This window comes from Buttiauxella sp. 3AFRM03 (assembly GCF_003675305.1).
GTDB lineage: Bacteria > Pseudomonadota > Gammaproteobacteria > Enterobacterales > Enterobacteriaceae > Buttiauxella > Buttiauxella ferragutiae.
The window spans coordinates 1,527,330-1,548,615 of record NZ_CP033076.1; the positions used below are offsets into that span (position 1 = coordinate 1,527,330).

The 21,286-nt window shown below is 47.8% G+C and carries 13 protein-coding genes and 5 pseudogenes; 9 read left to right on the top strand and 9 right to left on the bottom strand.

Annotated elements, in window-relative coordinates:
• Position 1: 1 nt before the first annotated feature.
• Together tssC and tssB are read right to left on the bottom strand one after the other, a co-directional pair.
• On the bottom strand, positions 2-1,552 hold the full coding sequence (gene tssC, locus D8682_RS08695; protein WP_121814073.1) for a type VI secretion system contractile sheath large subunit: 1,551 nt from the start codon (positions 1,550-1,552) through the stop codon (positions 2-4).
• A 34-nt stretch (positions 1,553-1,586) separates the two neighbouring features.
• Positions 1,587-2,084 carry a type VI secretion system contractile sheath small subunit gene (gene tssB / locus D8682_RS08700; protein WP_121814074.1) on the bottom strand — a complete coding sequence of 166 codons (498 nt, stop codon included), beginning with the start codon at positions 2,082-2,084 and terminating at the stop codon, positions 1,587-1,589.
• 483 nt (positions 2,085-2,567) lie between these two features.
• On the opposite strand from tssB, the gene D8682_RS08705 reads away from it, so the two are divergent.
• Together D8682_RS08705 and D8682_RS08710 are read left to right on the top strand one after the other, a co-directional pair.
• A complete protein-coding gene (locus tag D8682_RS08705) occupies positions 2,568-3,107 on the top strand; it encodes a hypothetical protein (RefSeq protein WP_162303004.1) in 540 nt (179 codons plus the stop codon).
• A gap of 547 nt (positions 3,108-3,654) precedes the next feature.
• Positions 3,655-4,365, top strand: a pseudogene (locus D8682_RS08710) (STM4011 family radical SAM protein); the annotation flags it as partial.
• Between the two features lie 1,146 nt (positions 4,366-5,511).
• On the opposite strand, the gene D8682_RS08715 reads toward D8682_RS08710, so the two are convergent.
• Positions 5,512-5,631 carry a terminase small subunit gene (locus D8682_RS08715; protein WP_121814076.1) on the bottom strand — a complete coding sequence of 40 codons (120 nt, stop codon included), beginning with the start codon at positions 5,629-5,631 and terminating at the stop codon, positions 5,512-5,514.
• Between the two features lie 350 nt (positions 5,632-5,981).
• On the opposite strand from D8682_RS08715, the gene D8682_RS08720 reads away from it, so the two are divergent.
• Complete coding sequence (locus D8682_RS08720; RefSeq protein ID WP_121814077.1) at positions 5,982-6,764, top strand: DDE-type integrase/transposase/recombinase; 783 nt, start codon at positions 5,982-5,984, stop codon at positions 6,762-6,764.
• A 1,056-nt stretch (positions 6,765-7,820) separates the two neighbouring features.
• On the opposite strand, the gene D8682_RS08725 is transcribed toward D8682_RS08720, so the two are convergent.
• Positions 7,821-8,288: a DUF4240 domain-containing protein gene (locus D8682_RS08725; RefSeq protein ID WP_121814078.1), complete on the bottom strand. Its 468-nt coding sequence runs from the start codon at positions 8,286-8,288 to the stop codon at positions 7,821-7,823.
• Between the two features lie 673 nt (positions 8,289-8,961).
• Positions 8,962-9,961: pseudogene (locus D8682_RS08730) on the bottom strand (IS110 family transposase).
• A gap of 864 nt (positions 9,962-10,825) precedes the next feature.
• On the opposite strand from D8682_RS08730, the gene D8682_RS08735 reads away from it, so the two are divergent.
• Positions 10,826-11,080 (top strand): hypothetical protein, encoded by a 255-nt coding sequence (locus D8682_RS08735; RefSeq protein WP_121814079.1) that lies wholly within the window; start codon positions 10,826-10,828, stop codon positions 11,078-11,080.
• A gap of 299 nt (positions 11,081-11,379) precedes the next feature.
• On the opposite strand, the gene D8682_RS08740 is transcribed toward D8682_RS08735, so the two are convergent.
• The gene (locus D8682_RS08740; RefSeq protein ID WP_121814080.1) at positions 11,380-11,622 is read right to left on the bottom strand and encodes a hypothetical protein; all 243 of its coding nucleotides are present in this window, start codon (positions 11,620-11,622) and stop codon (positions 11,380-11,382) included.
• Positions 11,623-12,365: 743 nt separating this feature from the next.
• Between D8682_RS08740 and D8682_RS27445 the strand changes: the two are divergent.
• From D8682_RS27445 to D8682_RS08750, 3 genes and pseudogenes are all read left to right on the top strand, one after another.
• Positions 12,366-12,536 (top strand): annotated as a pseudogene (locus D8682_RS27445) (IS3 family transposase); the annotation flags it as partial.
• 97 nt (positions 12,537-12,633) lie between these two features.
• Positions 12,634-12,848, top strand: a pseudogene (locus tag D8682_RS27160) (IS3 family transposase); the annotation flags it as partial.
• 262 nt (positions 12,849-13,110) lie between these two features.
• Positions 13,111-13,808, top strand: a protein-coding gene (locus tag D8682_RS08750; protein WP_121814081.1) for an IS1 family transposase whose coding sequence is annotated in 2 segments (ribosomal slippage) — positions 13,111-13,366 and positions 13,366-13,808 — 699 coding nt in all. Because the reading frame shifts where the segments join, the coding sequence is not laid out codon by codon here.
• Between the two features lie 622 nt (positions 13,809-14,430).
• On the opposite strand, the gene D8682_RS08755 is transcribed toward D8682_RS08750, so the two are convergent.
• Genes D8682_RS08755 through D8682_RS08765 form a run of 3 tightly spaced genes read right to left on the bottom strand, consistent with a single transcriptional unit; the run spans position 14,431 to position 19,621 of the window.
• Positions 14,431-17,052: an autotransporter outer membrane beta-barrel domain-containing protein gene (locus D8682_RS08755; RefSeq protein ID WP_370090867.1), complete on the bottom strand. Its 2,622-nt coding sequence runs from the start codon at positions 17,050-17,052 to the stop codon at positions 14,431-14,433.
• Entirely contained in the window at positions 16,986-18,314 is a 1,329-nt protein-coding gene (locus D8682_RS08760) for an ESPR-type extended signal peptide-containing protein (protein WP_121814083.1), read from the bottom strand. Before D8682_RS08760 ends, D8682_RS08755 begins: the two co-directional genes overlap by 67 nt.
• Complete coding sequence (locus D8682_RS08765) at positions 18,311-19,621, bottom strand: autotransporter strand-loop-strand O-heptosyltransferase (RefSeq protein WP_121814084.1); 1,311 nt, start codon at positions 19,619-19,621, stop codon at positions 18,311-18,313. The genes D8682_RS08760 and D8682_RS08765 overlap by 4 nt, the downstream gene beginning before the upstream one ends.
• A 786-nt stretch (positions 19,622-20,407) precedes the next feature.
• Between D8682_RS08765 and D8682_RS26940 the strand changes: the two genes are divergently transcribed.
• Together D8682_RS26940 and D8682_RS27165 are read left to right on the top strand one after the other, a co-directional pair.
• A complete protein-coding gene (locus D8682_RS26940) occupies positions 20,408-20,584 on the top strand; it encodes a hypothetical protein (RefSeq protein ID WP_202914380.1) in 177 nt (58 codons plus the stop codon).
• Between the two features lie 467 nt (positions 20,585-21,051).
• Positions 21,052-21,198: pseudogene (locus tag D8682_RS27165) on the top strand (IS3 family transposase); the annotation flags it as partial.
• Positions 21,199-21,286 lie beyond the last annotated feature (88 nt).

Consider the following 21,286-nt stretch of genomic DNA (forward strand, 5'->3'; position numbering starts at 1 on the left):
GTTACGATTTCGCCTTGGGCATCCGGGAAACCAGTGACAGGTTGACGTCCATACCCTCCACCTGGAAGTGTGGTACGGCATACAGTTTCACGCGGAAGAAGCCCGGGTTATCCTCGATATCTTCCACCTCGACCTTCGCATCGCGCAGCGGGTGGGATGCCTGCAGTTCATCGCCCGGATCGGTCATTTCAGTCACCAGACCACGTACCCAGGTGTTGAGCTCAAGCTCCAGCAGACGTCTGTCCTTGGTGGTGCCGATATTTTCGCGCTGAATGAGTTTCAGGTAGTGGGCGATACGCGACAGCAGGAAGATGTATGGCAGACGGGCATTGATACGACTGTTGGCCGTCGCATCCGCCGTGTCGTACAGGGCCGGTTTCTGGGTGGAGTTCGCCGAGAAAAAGCAGGCGTAATCACGGTTTTTGTAATACGAGAGCGGGATAAAACCGAGGTTAGCGAATTCAAATTCGCGGGTTTCCGGGATCATCACTTCTGACGGGATCTTCACCTGGTTACCTGTGCCGAGGTCATACAGGTGGATGGGCAGGTCTTTCACTGCACCACCCGCCTGCGGGCCACGAATTTGCACGCACCAGCCGTTGTTGATAAAGCTGCTCACCATGTTAGCGGCAAAGGCGAACGAGGCATTAGTCCACAGGTATTTATCATGTTGCGGCCCCTTCACTTCTTCAACATAGTTGAAGCTGCGCACCGGCACAGTATCCGGGCCATACGGCAGGCGGCCCAGTACGCGTGGCATCACCAGGCCGATGTAGCGGGAATCGTCCGTCTCACGGAAACTTTTCCATTTGATGTATTCGGCACGGTCAAAGTAGTTGCCGATATCTTTGATGGCCGCGACCTGCTCCATGTCGTCTTTTAAAAAGAATGCCGGGCCTGCGGCACCAATAAAGGGCATGTGTGCGGCAGCGGCGACTTTTGAGATATTGCGCATCAGCGCCACATCCTGGGCTGAGGCATCAAATTCGTATGCCGAGATGACGGCAGCAATCGGCTCACCGCCCGGGGTGTCGTATTCCGCGATATACGTCTGCTGGTACAGTCCACACTGGATGATTTCCGGCGCATCCTCGAAGTCCTGACGCAACGCGTCTTTGGACAAATCGAGTAATTCCAGCTTCACGTTCTGGCGAAAATCGGTTTTATCGACCAGCGATTTCAGGCCCCGCCAGACCCCTTCGACACGCTGAAACGCGTCATGATGCATGACTTCATCAAGCTGACGGCTGATCTGGAAATCCAGCTCCGCGATATGGTGATCCAGCAGCGTCTTGTCCAGTTTTTCAACCTGCTGACCTGATTTTTGCAGGCACTGCATGAAGACTTTTACCGCGGCGGTCACGCGCGCGTCGGCGGAAGTTTCCGCCATGACGGTATTATCGTCAAAACCATTCAGGTCACCGATTTCAGCGACCGGCGTTAAATTAATTTTGTCAAACAGCGAGGCATAGACCCCACTTTGTGGCAGCGTTTTTTCAACAGTGGCACCGCCCGCCAGATCCTGTGATTCATTATTGACTGACATCAGCATTTTCTCGGTAATATTCCGTTAATGTTTCCAGAAATTAATCCTGGGCCGGGGCAAGGGCATTCAGTTCATTACGCAGTTCATCGGAAAGCGAAGCGTCTTTTAATATAATTTCCAGTTCTTTCCTGAAAGTGACATTGTCAAGCAGGTTCGATTTCAAATCGCGCAATAAATTACGCATCGCCAGCATGGCTTTCAGTTGAGGAATTTGGCGGGCAACCTGTTCAGGTTCGAAATCTTTCATTGACCGGAATTGCAACCGGATACTTTCTTCGCCCCCTTCATCAGTGAGGGTATTTTTAACCGTCAGGCTGACTTCGGGATTAAGATCGGCGAGCACGTTATCGAAGTTGTTTTTATTGATATTGATTTTTTCGCGCTCAGACAGTGTGCCTTCCGCCTTGCCGTTACTGAAATCACCGATACTCAACAACTTCAGTGGTAATTCCATTTTCTTCTGCGCACCACCCGTGTGCAGATCGAGCTTGATATTAACGCGCGCCTTAGGTATTTCCGCCTGAAATGAATCAGCCATAGCGTATTACTCTCCTGAAGGTTTGAATTCGTTTAATGCAGAAAGGACCCATAATAAAAAATGGGGCTTCATTATTATCAATAATATAAATAAACGTAAAGGCCATTAAATCCACATGTTATTGATATTGTGCTGTCTTCCCCCTTCGCACCCATGAAGAATGCCGCAGCGCAAGGCTTCAGATAATTTGTTTGAAATATTATCTAACACACTAAAATTATTTCAGGATATTTTGTGAATAATATAAATTGCGAACCATATTTATATCACTCACACAAGAAGAAATGTTGTTTAATTTTGTATTATAAAAAATGAATTACACCCTTGATTACACATCACCATTATTATAATGCGTGTCACCGCATTATTTCGCTGAACACATGCAGATAATACCGGACGGTATTCTGGAGAATAATCCTGTGAGCTTAACCATCATCACCCTTCTCACCCACCGCGGTGGCATAACCCGGCGAGAGAGCCTTCGTGAGTAACCGTAATCATCGTACCCGGTGGACACTCCGGGAATTGCGCTTCCTTGAGAAACATTACGACAAAATGGACACCACCAGGATAGCTGAACAGCTTGGACGCTCCGTCGTCGCGGTCAGGCTGGCGGCCCGGTGGTCGGGCACAGCGTACTTTCGTACGCTTGATGCCATACGTGATGCAGGTATTCCGGTACTAAATATCGATTTGATCTATGGACTGGCCTTTCAAACCCCTCAAAGCTGGCTTTTCACTTTGAAAACTGCGCTGAAATTTAACCCTGAAGAGATCTTTCTTTACCCACTTTATGTCAGGCCACTTACTGGTATCGGCCTGTCGGGTAAGTCATGGGATGATGAACGCTTAGAACTTTACGAACTTGGGCGTGATTTTTTGCAGGAACAAGGGAGTATGCGGATGTTCCGGCGCAACAATAGCCACGCGGGACAAGGGAAATACTGCTGCCAGAATGACGGAATGATAGGTCTCGGTTGCGGTGCTCATTCTTATACACATAGTCTACATTATTCAATGTGAATACGCCGTGGGGCAGGAAAGTGTCAGAGCAATTTTGCAAGACTATGTACAGCGTGACGCTAAAGGTTTTTCTGAAGTCAGCTATGGCTTTCAGTTAAATCAGGACAATCAGCAGCGGCGATTTATCATTCAGAATTTATTGCACAGCAGCGGGCTGTCACTGCCACCTTATAAGCAACGTTTCCAAAGCCCCCCCTGCAAAATTATCCTCAGTTGCTGGAACTTGTCGCGCTGGAGATGGCACTGCAAACAGATAACTCTTGCCAGGAAGGGTTTAGTTTAGCCTGGTCTGATGCCATTGGCCCCTGGCTGTATTCGAATGAAATAAACAGTCTGATGCACAGCTATGAGTTAAGTTAGCCATGCGTACACTAAGCATACTATTTCGTGGAGCGCTGGTCAGTTGCAATTACGGCTGCGTTTATTGCCTGTTTGCGAAACATACAGAGAGTGCAACAGAACGCCTGCAAGATAGCAGTTCTTTGCAATGTTTTACACAATGGGTACTGGCACAGCATGACCTGAAACTGAGCCTTTTTTTACACCATGGGGAGAGGCTCTGGTGCGAAAACCCTATCAACGCGCACTTGTGCAACTTAGCCACACAGCACATATCGACAAAGTGGTTTTTTCAGACTATCTGAGTGGCCGCCTGGATTTTCTTGGGGAAGCACAAACGGATAAAGTGGCCCTTTGGGTGACCTACCATCCAGATGAAGTATCTTTAACGGACTTTATCAATCAGTGTATGTATTTGATTGACAACAAACTGAGATTTAGCGTTAGTGTCGTAGGTAAACCGTCCAATTTTGAGGCGATAACCGCTTTGCGTGCTAAATTACCAGCAGAAATCTATGTGTGGGTGAATGCCTATCGTCATGGCTCAAAACGCTCCCCCTACACAGCCGGGCAACGCACGTTCCTCAGCCAGATCGATCCTTTATTCAGCATCAATGCGCGAAATCATCCCAGCATTGGTAAAGACTGTCGCACAGGAGAGCACGTTATTAGCGTGGATCAGGATGGTATTATCCGGCGTTGCCATTTCGTCAGTCAGGTGATTGGCAATATTTATGACGATGATTTCCGAAAAGCATTGATAAGCCGTGTTTGTTCCCAGACGCGTTGTTACTGTCATATAGGCTATGTTCATATGCCTGAGCAGGGATTGTATGAAGTTTTTCAGGACGGCGTTCTGGAAAGGATCCCCTGTAAATGCGAAACAAGTGCTCCTAATATCGCTGTACTTCATTCGTAATCGTACAGCGAATATTTATTGAGAGTTTTGAGGTGTCTGTGAGTGAGGTTTTTATTTCCAGTCAATGTGGGTTGGGAATTCGGGGTAAATGTAGGTCGGGGTGGTTTCAAATGCAGGTCACAACATGTAGCAGCAATCAGTAATACTGACTGCGCGTCATCGACATCGCTGATGTGCCATCAATACGTATTCATGATGTTACGGATAAACCACCTACACAATACCCGGCACTCGCCCTTCTCTATATACTGTGGCTTTTTCCGCTTACGGAAAGGGATCGTGGTAATCAGGTGCGAGGCTTGAAGCCGTAGCATAACGATGTCAATGGTTCTGACTCGGTTTCATTTTTAGCAATGAAAAAAGCCCCACAACGAGGGGCTGAGTAAAAAACTCAATTCAGAAGGTTGCTAACGATACACAGATAAGTATCAGACTGAACGCTGAGCGGCATGAACCTACAAGCGTGTAAAAGCAATATGGGAACACCCAGCGTTCAGACTGATACGCTCTCAAGCCAGTCAGGAATTATCCCGTTTTTGGCGGCTGAAAAGCTATTTGGTGCGGTCGGTGGGAATCAAACCCACCCAAGCTCTCATTGATGGGATAGGTGCCTGAATATCAATTGACCGCGTTGCCGTAGGTTTGCTTCCCCACTGTCACTGTTGTCGTTCTTTAAAGTCCTGCACATCTGGACTATGCGTTGGTAGGCCTGTATGTCCAGAAAACAGGTATACACTTGCCTGTGTACCGATTAGCGGAATTGAACCGTTGCTATCCTGATTTTGCAATCAGATATTCTGCCTGCCAAATTAAACCAAAAAAATGGCCTGCAACAAGGCCTAAATAAATCAGGGCATTAAAGTAACGTTTTTTCTATAAATCACCTGCGAAACGTATATTAAAGCAATTCAAGTGAGCCACCAAAGATGAATCGATTTAATTTTGAACAATCATTTAAAGATAAATAATCCAATAAGGGGTCAGTACAAAATGAGTCTTCAATATTGCTTGTAAGCTGATCTGCGCCCCAGATCTTGGACAACTTATGCAGCCTGACTTAATCTATATTGTAACGGGCTAAGACCACCAAGTTTTTCCTTTATTCTCAACCTCAGATGAACAAGGTCATTGCGTAACCCCCCGGACTCACTGATGATCTGCATACCCACCCGCAAATGCGGTAGGCATACCTTCAGCTTTCCACCGTTCAATAGTCCTGATGTTGACTTTGAAAATATCTGCAAACTCCTTTTTTTCAACGTTCATTAAATCACCTGTTTGATTGCATAAAAACTAACAATTATTCAACAAAGAGACTGACCGACATGGATACTCTCAAAATAGGTGAAAGGAACAATCCAGATGTCGTATTTAAAAACACAACAGCCCATTAAAAACAATAAGTTAAACACGAACCACACCGACGTGGATATTCGTGGAAAATTTTCATAAATAGTTGGGTTTTGCGCGTCTTACGCCCCTCCGTGTTTTTATTCCCCAGAAAGTACCTTTTAAATGAGGGGGATCAGCCTTGGGTACAAACCGGGCACATGGGTAACACTTTAGACCGGACACATGGGTAACAGTTATAAACGGTATAGCAGAGGAGACTCACTATGCCCTGGACTGAGACCCGACCCATGCAACGTCTTGATTTCATCCGTGCCAGCCAGACTGGCACGGAGCCTTTCTCCACTCTGTGCCGCCGCTTCGGCATCAGCCGCAAAACTGGCTATAAATGGCTGCAGCGCTTTAACCCTGATGACCCGGCCTCTCTTTTTGACCAGCCCCGTACCCGGCTCACACATCCTGAACGCCTGCCGCCTGAGATTATTCAGCAGCTTATCGATGTTCGCGTAAAACACCCCGACTGGGGACCTAAAAAAGTCCGCGCCTGGCTGATTAATCACCAGGTGCCGTTTGATGTGCCAGCCGCCAGCACTATCGGCGATACCCTGAAGCGTGAGGGGCTTGTCATCCCCCGCACTCATCGTCGCCGTACGCCCGGAAACCGGCAGCCACTGACGACCATCAGCGAGGTCAATCAGGTCTGGAGTGCCGACTTCAAGGGCAAGTTCCGCCTGCTCAGCCAGCAGTACTGTCACCCTTTCACCCTGACCGATAACCACAGCCGGTACCTGCTGTCCTGCGAGGGAACGTTCCGGGAAAGCGAGTCCTTTGTCCGGGGCTGCCTGGAGCGGGCGTTCCTTGAATACGGCCTGCCGGAGGTGCTGAAAACCGATAACGGTCAGCCTTTTGTCGGCACCGGTATCGCCGGGCTGAGTCGCCTCGCGGTCTGGCTGATTAAGCTCGGTATCCGGCCGGAACGCATCCGTAAGGGTCATCCTGAAGAGAACGGTCGCCATGAGCGCATGCACCGCTCCCTGAAGCTTCGGTAATGGTTAAAATTGCAACAACGAGGACATACCCCGCAATTTCGTCTTCTGGCGGCTTAAATGGCATGGGATTTAGTCCATAAAAAACCTGCGATAAGCGAGGCCTGAGGGTCATAGCATAGCAATGCGAGTAGCTATGACTCGGTGGTGTTCTCAGAAATAAAAAAAGACCCCGCCAGGCGGAGTCTGAATGATATGGCCAGAATACAACCCACCGAAGTGGTAATGGAGATGCCGGGATAGGCATCAGTCTGAACACTGGATAGGCACACCCTACCAGGACTAATAGTGAAATTTGAATGAGCCTTCCAATATTCAGACTGATACGCTCTCTAGCCGCTCCGGGTTAACCCATCTTCGCAGACTGAAAAGCATATGGTACGGTCGGTGGGAATCAAACCCACCCAGACGCCCCATTGAGCGGACTACGCCTGAATACCAATTGACCGCATAATTTCGTGTTAAAAATGGCCTCGGATGAGGCAGAAGTGAAACAATTGATCTGATATTTATATGAACAGCATCGTTCTTGTTTATCACCGATATGGTGACAGGGCGGATACTATATAGTTTACCAAGATGATTGTTCACTTTTCATGCTAACAACGTTTCGTGCTAGCCGCGCTGGGGCTTCAGAAACGCAATATCCGAGTATGGAAATCGTGAATAAGCTTCTTTGTCACTCGGAATTACCCATGCTTTAATTTTTGATGTGGTCGGCAGGAATCAAACCCACCCAAACACCCATTGATGTTGAAGCGCCTGGATATCAATTAACCGCAATAGCGCGGGTCTACTTCCCCGCTGTCACCGTTGTCGTTGTTTAAGTCCTGCACGTCTGGACTATGCGTCGGTAGGCCTGTCTGTCCATCACGAAAACAGGTCTACAATTGCCTGGTACCGGTTAGCGGAGTTGAACCACTGTCACCCTAATATTGCAACCTGTTGAATTAAACTGGTGTTATAAACACCCTCAGATATGGCCTGATGACCAGGAGACGCTTAGGTGTAATCAGGCTGTGACCTGGTCTGTTGGTCACTGTACCGTTCAGTGATGTATTACTGCCATCCGGTTTTGTTTGAAAAGGTTTCGTAGCTAAATTTTGTCGGAGCAGGATCGAATTCTTTACCCGTTTTCCGTTCGTATGCAATTGAAGCAACCATGAGAAGAGCCTCAAAATCGAGATCTTTGGGGAATGCTTTCGGGTCGACAAACACCTTTTCGTACATTGCGCGTCCATTTGCAACAAGCCCACATCGCACGTATAGAAACATGTCAGGTGAAAAATATTCAGGACCTCCGAGATGTGAAGCCCCTTCGACATAAGACCCTTTGCCGATTTCTTTAGCATGTGCAACTGTATCTAGTGCGTAAAGTTTCTGAGTAAGGATTTCATCGAATGCCAAAATTTCCTGCTCAGATTTTTCCGATAATTCGACGACTGCCGGCTCAATGACTGCATAGTCACCTCCCTCCGCACTCCAGTTGAATAAGCTGATGATTAGCCAAAATGTTGCTTCAGTCATAACGACTCCTAGAACGCAAATCCAAAATTAAGCCACATGTTACTTCTGGTATGGAGCTGAACCCGTTCAAAAAAGGCCAGATAATTCTGAAGGTCATGTTATTGAAATAATCATCTTTGCGAAGTGCCTACCACGACCAAAAGACGGTGCAAATGTTATATAGTTTACATGGGTCATAATTCACATTTCATGCTGAATCGTTTCATTTTAAAATAGCTTTTCATAAAATGACAAATCAGAATCCAGTGGTTTCCAAAAGCGACAAAACCCGCCTTGTGAGCGGGCTTAGGTTTGTGCAGATTAAACACCTAATGGCTCAGATTTTTTCACGCCATTTTTTATCGTCTTCGTAATCTTTCCGCAGTCGCTCACAAAGTAGTATTCGCGGGTAGGATCATCTGGAAAAACTCTAAAGCCGTGGCCAGTTTTTGTTGACCATATATGGATGTCCCGGGTGATGCGAGTACTGGTTTGATGCGGTTTGCGACCATATATCCGGCGTCATTATTGGGTTCATAACCCGCGCCATGATGTCATCCGAGCCCTGTTTCCTTATCACTACACCGGCTTATGATTACCCAGGTCAACTTCAGGCTGTTACATGGACGGTAGCCGTTTTCTCATCAGTGCCTGCAAACTCAGTAAAGCGTGTTTCTTCAATTTAAGCTTTGGGTTAATTCATTGCAAAAGCCTTATTCATATTGAAATTGACTGAATCGGTGAGAACTCGCCAGATGATCCCGGTCAGCTTATTCGCCAGCGCGACCGTGGCTTTCAGGAACCCTCTTTGGGACTCAATACCTTTGAGCCACTGCCCTAGACTGTCATCACGTTTTTGTACGCAACGCGTCACTGCCCGTGCACCATGGATGATTAATGTTCTCAGGCTACGATTGCCATTCTTTGTCAGGGAAGACAACTTTTGTTTCCCCCCGGAACGGTGCTGTCGCGGAACCAGACCACACCAGGCAGACAAGTCCCTGCCACTGGAGAACTCGGCGGCATTTACTTCACTGATAAAAGCAGCGGCAATCAGCGGCCCGACACCAGGGATAGTTAATAAATGGCAATAACTTGCCTGCTGAGCCGACAATGCAGTAATTTCGCTATCCAGGCCCGTGATCCTTTCGTTCAGGGCCTGCATATCTTCCCGCAAAGCGGAGAGTAAACGATGCAACGTGAATGTAATGATATTGGATGCATCTTCAATATGATCAGGTAACTGCTGTTGAAGACGCTGGATCCCGACCGGAATAATGATGCCATTCTCTGCTCAACCATCAGCTGACGGGCACTTCGCAGGGTTTTGATATCCTGTTGTTCCGTAGATTTAACAGAGACGAAATGGAGCTCTGGGCGACATGCGTTTCGCAGATAGCCAGAGCATCGTTGGCATCATTCTTCTGATGGCGAACAAACGCTTTCACATGTTGTGCCGGGATCAGTCGCACTTCATACCCCATAGATTGCAGGGTTCGCCCCCAGAAATGGGAAGTGGAGCAGGCTTCCATCGCAATTAAAGTAGAAGGAGGAAACTGGCGTACAGTATCGAGCAGCTTCTGTCGCGATACTTTTTTGTTCCCGGTAACTGAACCATCGGCCATCCATACGCAGACCTGAAAAACGGATTTAGCGATAGCGATATCGATACCAACAACTCTGATCGTGTTCATGTGATGCTCCCGGAGTAAGTACCATTCTAAAAGTATGGCACTGGTACTTTAGGAAGAGACGTCCATCACATCACTACAGTCTGGGGAAAGTGCAGGCTGTGTGTGAGGATTATTGGCATAAAATGATTTATAGAACATCGAGCCGTCATAACCTACAAGAGCAATGGAGTAGGCGCCATTCACCTAGGGTGTAGCAGTGATCACCAGATTAGTAATAACCCCAGCATTAATGGTCCTAAATATATAGTTACATTTTCAGCTACTTTATCGAAAAAATGATTGATAAATTACGAGTTGGGATTGGTAACAAGTCTGGACCTATGGTCTTTTATTTAAAATTAAACGATTTAATGGATGGGTTAATGAAAAAAACATTACCGCTATTACTGCGCGACCTAGATCTAACATCTCGGTCATTTATAACTTCTGGTTTTGGTGGAAACTATCTTTATAAAGGCTATAAGCCCCTTGAGATGGGAAATGGTGAATTCGCTGCTGGCGTCTTTAGCTGGTGCGTAAGGGATGTTACTAGAACGTTGATTGCAACAAAGAGAATATGTTTCAGCAAAAAATTCACTTCCTGTCAATAATTTGATCTATTTTTAATTTCATTAAAAATACATAAGAATATCTGGTTCTCCAAGATTGATGGTTGCTGACTCATTAGTTTTAGAATTTCCATGTAAAAAAATATAGAAATAATTAAAAATAAAATTATTTCTCACTTAAATTTCGGCTGTTCTTCATTATTGATTTCAAGTGTCACTTTACTTAACCTTAGTACATTCAGGCAAAACAAACATCCGAGGGATGTCATACTGGAAATGCACCAGTGAAGACCACTACCACAATAAGAATTAACACATGAAAAAAATTACCATGATCTTCGTATTCAGTTTTATTATTGGTTGTGACACCAAAGAAAAAGATAGCTGGCCAATAAATGAATTCAGAACAAACTCTACTGAACAAGGCCAACATCTCTACATGGATCATGGGCATGGGATGGTCACTCACCGAGCAAAATTTAACTATGCTCGGGACTGCAGTACCCTCAGGGACTTGATCCAACAGAAAGAACCATTTGTGTTTTGGTCTTGCGCAGGAAAAGCAGAATAGAACTAGCAGTTTTGCTAACCTTCAGCATGGGCGCTTTTAAAAGGAGGCCAGTCAAATGCGGTGTCACCCTCCTTATGAGAGCCGCTTTTACGTCCTCCAGCGTACGGATTCATATATGCCGGTATGCACCAGCACTCCGGCTCATCAGTTTTTTTTCTGAGGTGCTCAGGTTTGATTCAAGTTCTTCATTGATATTTCGATAGCGTGAGGACCCTTCAGAATTGCCAGCAAGGTAGCGCTATCGGTTTTTCATCGTTCAACCTGTCGTGCAAATAGTCGAGATAAAACTTTGGAATTAATTATTGATCATCTTCAGAGCCCTCTTCAGGCTCTAGCTTTTTTGGTGCCAATTCAGCAATACGTTCAATCAAATTACGCATCACATATAGAGCCTGTTCTCCATCAGCACCCGAGATGATGCAATCCAGTGTGTGGTCAATATAATTACGAGTCTCTGCATGCACTGAACTTGGATCGATTTTAAGTGCGTCAATAAGGTTGCCAGTCAAAAACTCAAGTGTCTTTTTGTTTAGTGTTTTCATTGTTAGTTCCCGCTTCTTTGGGTGTAAAAAAACCAACGGATGCTGAGGCTTGATGGTCATAGCATCATAAGTGGCTATGGCTCGGTTACGTTGTTAGCCATAAAAAAGGCCCCACAGAGAGGGGCCTGTACTCGATAACCAAAACTCAATTCACACAATTGCTAAAAGATACAGGGATAAGTATCAGACTGAACACTGGACGATTGCGGCCGACCAAGAACGATAGTGCGTCGTTATTGGTAAACGCCCAACGTTCAGACTGATACCCTTTCCAGTCACTCAGGGTTATCCCATAATCGCAGACTGAAAAGCGTTTGGTGCGGTCGGTGGGAATCAAACCCACCCAAGCGCTAAGGATGTAGAAACCTAAATATCAATTGACCGCTTTGGTACCGGTAAAAGAAGTCCCTCGACGGGGCCTGAGTTAATCCGGGACTCAAAGTAAAACAACGACGATTCTGCTATGTGTTACCTGCGAAGCAACGGGGCAAATCCTAAATCAATTCTTGCGAGCCACCAATGCTGAATCGATTTAATTTTGAATAATCATCCCAAGATAACCACCCACAGTACAGAATGAAACTTCGGCATCAATTGTGAACAGAAAAGCAAAAAGCCTTCATTTTGGCGGGCTTCAAAAACGACAAAAGCATCGGTTAAGATGCCTTTTACCGGGTGCTACGTCGTGCCGGGGAGGTTCACCTCGGGGGTCGAACCACGTTTACCACCTCCGGCCCCTGACTTGGGACATCACGTGGTTGCCCTCGGTGGTGTGTGGCCGCGGGTATTATCTGTATCTGGTGGAGGATGTGTTCAGCCGTAAAATCACCAGTGCCGAAGTCCATGAAACCGAGAGCAAAGAGTTGGCGGCAGAGCTGATGCAACGGACAGTGCTGCGGGAGCGTTGTTACTGTTAACCATTTGTGTTGCATGCTGATAATGGTGCAGCGATGTAATAGCAGACGTTACAGTCAAAACTGGCTGAACTGAATATCTCGTCCTCACACAGCCTCCACGCGTGAAGAAGCCGTTTCAGTCGTGCGGGAATACATTGAGATCTTCTACAACCGGCAGCGTCGTCATTCCCAACTGGGTAATCTCTCACCGGCAGCCTTCGAAAAAATCACTATCGAACAACAGCTTAAAAAAAGAACAAAAATGGGCGTATCCGCTATTTCCCGCACACCTCAGCCCTATTCTACACTGAATTATCAGACACCATCTGAATTTGCCGCAGGTTGGAAAAATGGAAAATTTGAAGGTAAACAAACCGACATTATTAACTGACAGTTGTATCTAATACTGAGGGTAGGTCACACCGAAACGTACAGTAGCGTGATAGTCAGATTGTAATTATTTATTTTTAAGCAGATAAACCGCCAAGCGGTCGTCAAATGAAGCCAGGTGAGAAAAAAACACAAAAAAAGGGTCGTGTATTCAATCCGGAGATCATCAGATAAACTCATCGTTTTTATCAAAGGGATTCTGATGGCTAAGGTTGATGTAAAATGTCCGTTTTGTAAGCAAGCAGCCTCGGTAAAAAAACACGGACAGGGGAGTTCCGGACATCAACGTTATCGCTGCCAGGCGTGCTGCCGGAGCTTTCAACTTGAATATGAGTACCCTGCCTGCCAACAGGGTATGAAGACTCAAATTATTGATCTTGCCATGAATAATGCCGGTATCCGCGACACCGCTCGGGCACTGAATATCAGCATTAATGCCGTTGTGCGTACACTAAAACACTCTCGCCGCAAAACGTAACCTTTCTTCCTCTGGGTAATCTGCAAATTCAGCTTATTTGCGAAGTGGATGAAATGTGGTCATTTGTCGGCAATAAAAAGAAGCAACGCTGGCTGTGGTACGCATGGGAACCTCGTCTCAAACGTATTATTGCCCATGCTTTTGGTCACCGGAGCAAGAAAACGCTTCGTCAGTTACTGGGGTTGCTGTCAGGTTTTAATGTGGCCTTATGGTGCACAGATAATTTCAGTGCTTATGACGTGTTACCGAATGAAAAACATATTACGGGTAAGCTTTACACGCAACGTATTGAGCGTGAAAACCTGAACCTTCGCAACAGATTGAAACGACTAAACCGCAAGACACTGGGGTACTCAAAATCGACAGAAATGCATGACAAGATCATTGGTACATTTATCGAGCGAGAACATTATGTATTGTAATGCTATTCACCATATTGAATACACGACCAGTAAAACTATGTGCTTTGCATCAAGCAATCGTGGTTGACTTAGCCAGTGGCGAACATTGAAGACGAAAGCAACAGAATAGCGCGTACTGAGTTTCTGAACTAACGAGAATTGTTCAGGGAGTCTGGTATCAAGATTGAGGTGATTTTTAACATATAGATTTTATTTCAATATGTTGCAATTTTTCCAATTCACGAATTCGAAGCTACTCAGGGTCATCGTTGAGGCCTTTGGAAATTTCCCTGCGCGTTCTTCTTTAAGCTGGCGACCCCATTTAACCATCATGACTTACCGACGTTCATTGCCATAGCTTCTGCGGCAACAGTGCAATGCTGGTCAATATCTAACTGGGCAGCTTCACAGATAAATTGCACCTGTTATTTTTGGTTATTATATCACCTGTTTTGATTATGAGGCGATGATAAAGGCTCTATTCAGGTGGTTACAACAGTGCTGAAATAGGACTCAGGACCAAAAACCTGAGCAGTTCACGTAAAAAGCCCGGAAATGCAGGTCATTTCCGGGCTTTTACACCGCGACCGGGTCAGTCAGTCGCTCCTGACTGACCGTCATGGCAGAGACATGGTTTAGCGCATCAGAACTTCCACGAGGCGCCGAGGTTAACCGTTAACGGCTCATCCACATGGTCACCGTGTGAATAACTGGTATGAGCATTCACCGCAAGCGTGTCCGTCACCTGGGCATTCACCCCGACCTGGTAGACCCCACGTGCACCACTCAAATCGTTGGTAAACGTGTCATCGTTAACCCGGACTTCATTATCATCAATAAACTCCTGGGCCACCGCCGCTCTGAAGTAAGGCTGAATTTGAGCGCCGTTATATTCAAAGTGATGCCCCATCTGAACACCTGCTTCACCAATCACGGATTTCTGGTTGTCAACGCGGGCTTTCATACCATTCGACAGGGTGTAATCATTGCTGTTACTGGTAAAGGTACTTAATGCCGCATACGGGGCAATATACGACTCACCAAAGTAGAAATATTTCCCCCCCTGCAGGTGCATACCAATACCGTTGGTATAGTAATCACCGTACGCCGCACTCCCGCTGGTCATCTGTGCATGCACGTCATTACCAAAACGGTTGGCTTTCAGAATGCTGTCCGCATAGAAACCATTGTTATGCAGGTAGCTGGCATAAGCCCCGACGGAATAGGAGTCCACATCCCCGTTGCCCCCCCGGTCAAAATCCAGGTCCGAGCGGCTGTATGAGGTGAATCCACCGAATGTAGCAATGGCATTGTCTAACGCAACAGACCTGTCCATCCCCAGCGTGAAGCCACTGACGGTCATGTCATAAGCGGCGCCTGCCGTGCTGCTGACACTGAAGTTGTTGAAGTTGTAGTGCGCCCACAGATTCGTATCGTGCGATATCTCCGTGTAGCGCGAGGCCGAACGCACCAGGTCCATACGGTCACGGACAACATCCATCTCCGCTTTAAATATCAGCGGGTCTGCGGTGGCCATGGCGAGCACGGCTGCGGTGCTTGGCGAGATGGTCATTTCAGACGGGGGAACCACAGGCTCTACCGGCGGGACTGTTGGCTCTGTTGGCTCTGTTGGCTCTGTTGGCTCTGTTGGCTCTGTTGGCTCTGTTGGCTCTGTCGGTTCAACCGGTGGCTCTACAGGCTCAATCGGTGGCTCCACTGGCACAACCGGTGGTTCAACTGGCTCTACAGGCTCTGTTGGTACATACGGAGTGAGCGACCAGGTGTCATTGCCGTTATCCACCAGTTGATACTGGTAGGTACCCAAATCGACCACTCCACCGGTGTTGGCCAGGGTAAATTCTGCGTCGCCGCCCCCGGTACTGATCATTTCCAGGCTGGCATCGGAAGTCGGGCTGACGCCGGTATCGGCAACAACGACGCCATAATCCCCGTTTGCTTCACCGGTAACCGTCAGATGGTCACCCTGCAGGGTGGCGATTTCGGTGTTCATGTAAAATGTGCCGGAGCCGTCCAGGCTATCCACCGTCAGGTCAGCATAGCCGTCCTCAGTATCAAACTGAACACCTCCGCCGTTCATGGTCATGGCACCCATGCTGTACTGGGTGGCATTCACCGTCGTGGATGCGGTGACAGTGGGGGCATTGTCCAGATACAGCATACCGGTACCGGTTAATGTGAGGTCTGCATTTTCGGTATGCGCACCTTCGGAGACCTGTAATCGGCCACTGTCACTAACGACTACATTACCTGCCAGGGTGACATCCGAAGTTAAGCCAACGTCATGCGACCCTACAAGCATATCACCACCAACGGTGGCATTTGTCACAGTACCGGCCCAGATATAGGCACTACCGCCAGTGTTGACGGAGAGGTCCGAAGCTGCCGCTGTGGTAAACGAGCTGGAGCCCGTCATCCCCTGAGTATAAATACCCCCATTGACGGTAGTGCTATTTGCCGTACCGGCAATATTATGTGCCGAGCCGGCGTTTACTATTGTCCCGTTGGTCTCGCCTCCGGCGACGATATACTGAATTCCGCCATCAAGCGTGGTGTCATTTGCAACACCAAGGTAGACATCAGTGATTACACCGCTGGTGTCGTAGAGGGTCTGACTGGCTACATACTGTTCACCACCAGTGTAAACGGTGGTCAAACTGGCAAAGCCGCCGGAGACGTTTTGTCTTCCGTAAAGCTCGGTTGAGACTGCGCTGCCACCGCCACGGATATTTTGAGTCCCGCCACTCTCAATGCTGGCCAGGAGGGCTGTACCACCGGTATTGACTTCCTGAATCCCACTGCTGTGAACGGTCGTCTGCTCGGCAACACCATAGTAGGTACTGATCACGTTACCGGTTTCGGGGTCTGTGATGACCTCCAGGGTGACTGTCTGAACCCCCCCAGTGTAAACGGTGGTCAAACTGGCAGAGCCGCCGGAGATGTTTTGTCTTCCGTAAAGCTCGGTCGAGACTGCGCTGCCACCGCCGAGAATGGTCTGAGTCCCGCCATTCTCAATGCTGGCCTGGAGGGCTGTACCACCGGTATTGACACGCTGGCTCCCACCGCTGTGAACGGTGGTCAGCTCGGCAATACCATAGTAGGTACTCACACTTTCATCACCGTCTTCGTCTTTGATGATTTGCAGGCCGACGTGCTGACGCCCACCACTGGTGACGTCGGTCAAATAGGCCGAACCGCCACTGACGTTTTGAGTACCGCCAGAGTGCACCCTGGTTGAGTTTGCAATTCCTCCACCATCGACGTTCTGCGTCCCCCCCCCTCTATCCTGGTTGAGGTTACTATGCCGGAACTATAGACGTTCTGACGCCCAGTACTCATAATGGTGGTATCAGATGCGGTACCAGATGAGCGGACGTTCTGCAGCCCACCACTCATAATGGTAGTATTGACTGCATGGGCTCCAGACCCACCGACGTACTGATATCCACCGTCAATTACAGTGTCTTGCGCAGTACCACCGGCTTGTACTCCCATGGTTCCGCCAGAGGAAACTGTGCTCGAAATGGCGACCCCACCAGATTCAACATTTTGGCGCCCACCAGAGCTAATTGTGGTCGAAACGGCGGTGCCACCTCTGACTATCTGACGTCCGCCATTGTACATTACAGACAAAGTCGCAACTCCCCCGGAGTATACAGTTTGTGTTCCACCAGAGATAGCCATAGTCCCGAGCGTGTTCCCACCTGACGAGACAATTTGTGTACCAGCACCAAGGTAGATGATTACTGGATTGCCATCTTCATCCACTTCTGGCAGCCCCGTATCAGGGTCAATCGGTTGATATGACACCGGCGGTTCACCAGTAAGTAGCGTATTATCCGTGTATCCCCCGGAATGGACTACCTGGTATCCTCCGGAATTAACAATGGTCCCCACCGCATAACCACTGTCGTAGACGTTCTGAGTCCCGGCATAGGTGTCATATTTACTGGTGTTTGGATTCCAGATATATTCACCGCCAATTTGGGCCCCTTTCGCAGTACCGCCGGAACTGATGTTTTGTATCCCGTAATCGTTAACAATGGTGCCTGACGCATAACCACTATCGTAGACGTTCTGAGTTCCCCCGCTATGAATAATGGTATCATTCGTGGTGCCATCTATGTAGACGTTCTGAGTTCCCCCGCCATAAATAATGGTACCATTCGTGGTGCCTCCAGCGCTGACATTTTGAAGTCCAGCAGAACTGACCGCGGTCGCATTTGCTATGCCACCGTTATTCACGTTCTGCACAGCACCATACATCAGCACCTCGCCAGTCACTACCTCACCGGCGTCCACATTAGGGTCATACACCTGGAAGGCAGGGCCGGTATACGCCTGTAGGACAGGAGGAACCACCGCAATAGCCAGAATAGCCAGCTTGCCGGTCAGGGCCGCACGACGGACACCGGTTCTGCCGGCACTTTTACAGTGTTCGGCAACAGGCACCCAGGCCTCCCTGACCTGGTCCCAGACAAGACGATAAATATGGTTTAATCCACTCATTTTCTTTCCTTTACGTGTCGGGTTATGTGCACGGGAGCGGTATCCGCTGATGCCCTGTCGCCGGTGTTATTGAAACGGAGATGAGTCTGTTGCAGGCGACGGATATGCCCAATCACCTGCTGACCCGTTATCGCGCGGCTGCATTCGTACTGCCGCTCGGTCCCCTTGTGACGGGGACACCACAGAAAATCCTTGTGGTCAAAATCAATACGCACGTCATCCCAGCAGCCGTTGCAGACATGCGGACTAAAGACGCGGTAAGGGGTGCTGAATTCACAGTTCGGCAGCGTAAAACCACTGATTAAGACCACCGGGATACGGCAGGCCCAGGCCAGCCAGCTCAGACCGCTGGATAAGCCGATGAAAAAGTCGGCGTGCTGCAGCAGGGCCACCCGCTCTGACAGCGGAATATCCCCGGTAAAATCTTCTGCACCATGGGGGATATGGTTCCAGACAAAGCCCTGGCCCACGGTCGCTTTCTGGTCGATACACAGCACGCGATACCCCTGAGTTTTGAGATAGTCCACCACCTCATTCCATCCGGTGCCGTTATTCCAGAATTTCGCCTGGCAGGAGGCTTTGGTGGCGATGCAGACATAGGGCTCCGGGATGGTGCGCGGGGCATTCAGTGACAGCTTCGGCAGTATTTCTGTGGGGTCGGTGCCCAGAATATGGCCGGCGGTGCGGTGCAGGCCCACCATGCGGAAATCAATCGGCTGGTTGTTCAGGTTTCCCTGGAAGTACAACCCCACCCGGTAACTGGCGTAAGGCTGGCGTCCGGTATAGTTCGCCGGTTCGGTAAACCGGATGTCCGGATAACTGGCCGCAAAGAGGTCGATAATGAGCGGCCCCATCGTGCATTCCAGCTGGCACTGATGCTGTTCGCGGAAACGCTCAGCATAGGGAACCCAGCCGATAAGGTCGCCTAATGTCCCCACAGGGAACGAGACCAGCACGTCCTGCCCGGTCAAATCCAGGGTGTGGTCAAGAACCGGCTCCTTTTCCCCGCGGCGGAACACCCTGATACTGAAGCGGACAAAGAATTTCTTGGCGCTGGTCACCCAGCCTTCATCGGAATCGCAGGAGAAGAGAATATTGTCTGAATCGGCATCCCAGATCTGGACATGCCATTGCCCCTGAGGAAGCCACACGCGGGCGCCGTCATTGAAATCATAACGAATACCCAGCGGCCCCGTCTGTGTGGGGAACTCTGGCGGCAGAATGAACGGAACGCTCTCCTGCGGCGCAGAAGCTGCAGAGGCAGAGGCAGAGGCAACAGAATGTAAAGAGGTGGAGTTATTTGACATAAATTATCTGAGTAATATGCGATATGAATATATCTCACTCATCCGCTGAAACAGCAGAGAAGTTAAGGCACCTGAACGGGCGCATTATCACTTTTTCAGAATAATTAGCAGTAAAAAAGATGTTTATTTTTAAATGGTGTTCGTGCGTTTTTATTTAATAACAGTGCCGCATCAGTAATGTCTCTGCGACAGCAGCACATTCAATGCATCCTGCCTGTTAATCAATGTTGGTTTTATGTTTTTTTACACTCCGGCCATGATGCTAATAATGCATGCTGTCCAATTTGGCTAATGCATTGATAGTATTATCAATGCTCTGTCTGGCCATACAGGGTTACTTGAGTGCAGGTTTATTAATGACAACACGTTATATGTTACCTTAATGCTACGAACTACCTGTTATTGTTTTATAAAATATATTAACTACATAAATACTAATCCGTGGAATTGAACCACTGGCATCCTGATTCAACCTGCTTAACTAAGGCAACTTTAACTCTTCGAGATCTAAATCACTAAAATAAACGACTATGCTACGTGTCATCTGTAACAAAAAACTCAAACATCAGAGATTTTAATTTTTCACTATTATCCAATGCGATATCTTTTTAAGCTAGGCATATCACATGCATACCACCCCATTATCATCCAATAAATAGATATCTAGTTTATAATTGTATCAGGCTTGGCGAGACGAGTTGAAAAGGCAGAAAGTATAATATCTAAACATACCATACAAGGTGTGCTCACCCTCGGTAGGGATATTACTATGTTAAGAGATATACGATGAAAAAATATGCATTAATGCTGCTTGCCGCTTCTACCCTGATGACCGCAGTACCTGTGACAGCAACTGAGCAGGCACAAGAGCGTCAGGACGGCCGTGACGCCAAACAAGAATGTCGCGAAGGGGTTGTCGGCAATGCTGATTGTCGCCAAGAAAAGCGTGATATTAAGCACTAATATACTGAAAAAATTGGTTACTCTCCACTAACATATTAAAAATATGAATCAGTGGTCTAGTCTAGAATCTGTTAGTTAGATTTTAAAGATAGCCGGAATAGAAAATACTCTGGCTTCTTTTACTACTCACAGATGATATTTTATTGTTAATCGCAACAAGAAAAAACTACCCATCACCATCATTCATTACACAACTGATTTTAAGGCATAAATTTCCTATTATCTGACCCATAGCTGTTTCGGTGGTAACCGGCTTCCGAAGAAGCACTTCACCGCATCCAGTAAAGTAACCACAGTTTTTCTCCATTGTCACAACGAAAATCGAACCCCACCGCTGATTACTGTTAATGTCAGTCTGGCCTGTGCTCAAGTAATAATGAAGTGGCAATAGCGCGGCCGGATGCGCTGAAAGGTGCACGTCCGGTTCGGAGAGTAGAGGAAGAGAAATAGTCCGCTACGCCCTGTCTCTTACTCTACTCTGGACTGGTAAACGCAGGGCTTATCTGGCCGTTGTGCTTGATCTATTTTCCCGTAAACCGGTTGGCTGGGCTATGTCATTTTTCCCGGATTCTACATTGATAGCTAAAGTGCTGTCCATTACCAGGGAAGCTCGAGAGCCTGTTCGTAATTATGTGTAACTACCATTGTATTAAATGGTGGTCGCTCAGGCGGTCACCAAACTCGATAATAAAGCATTAAGTG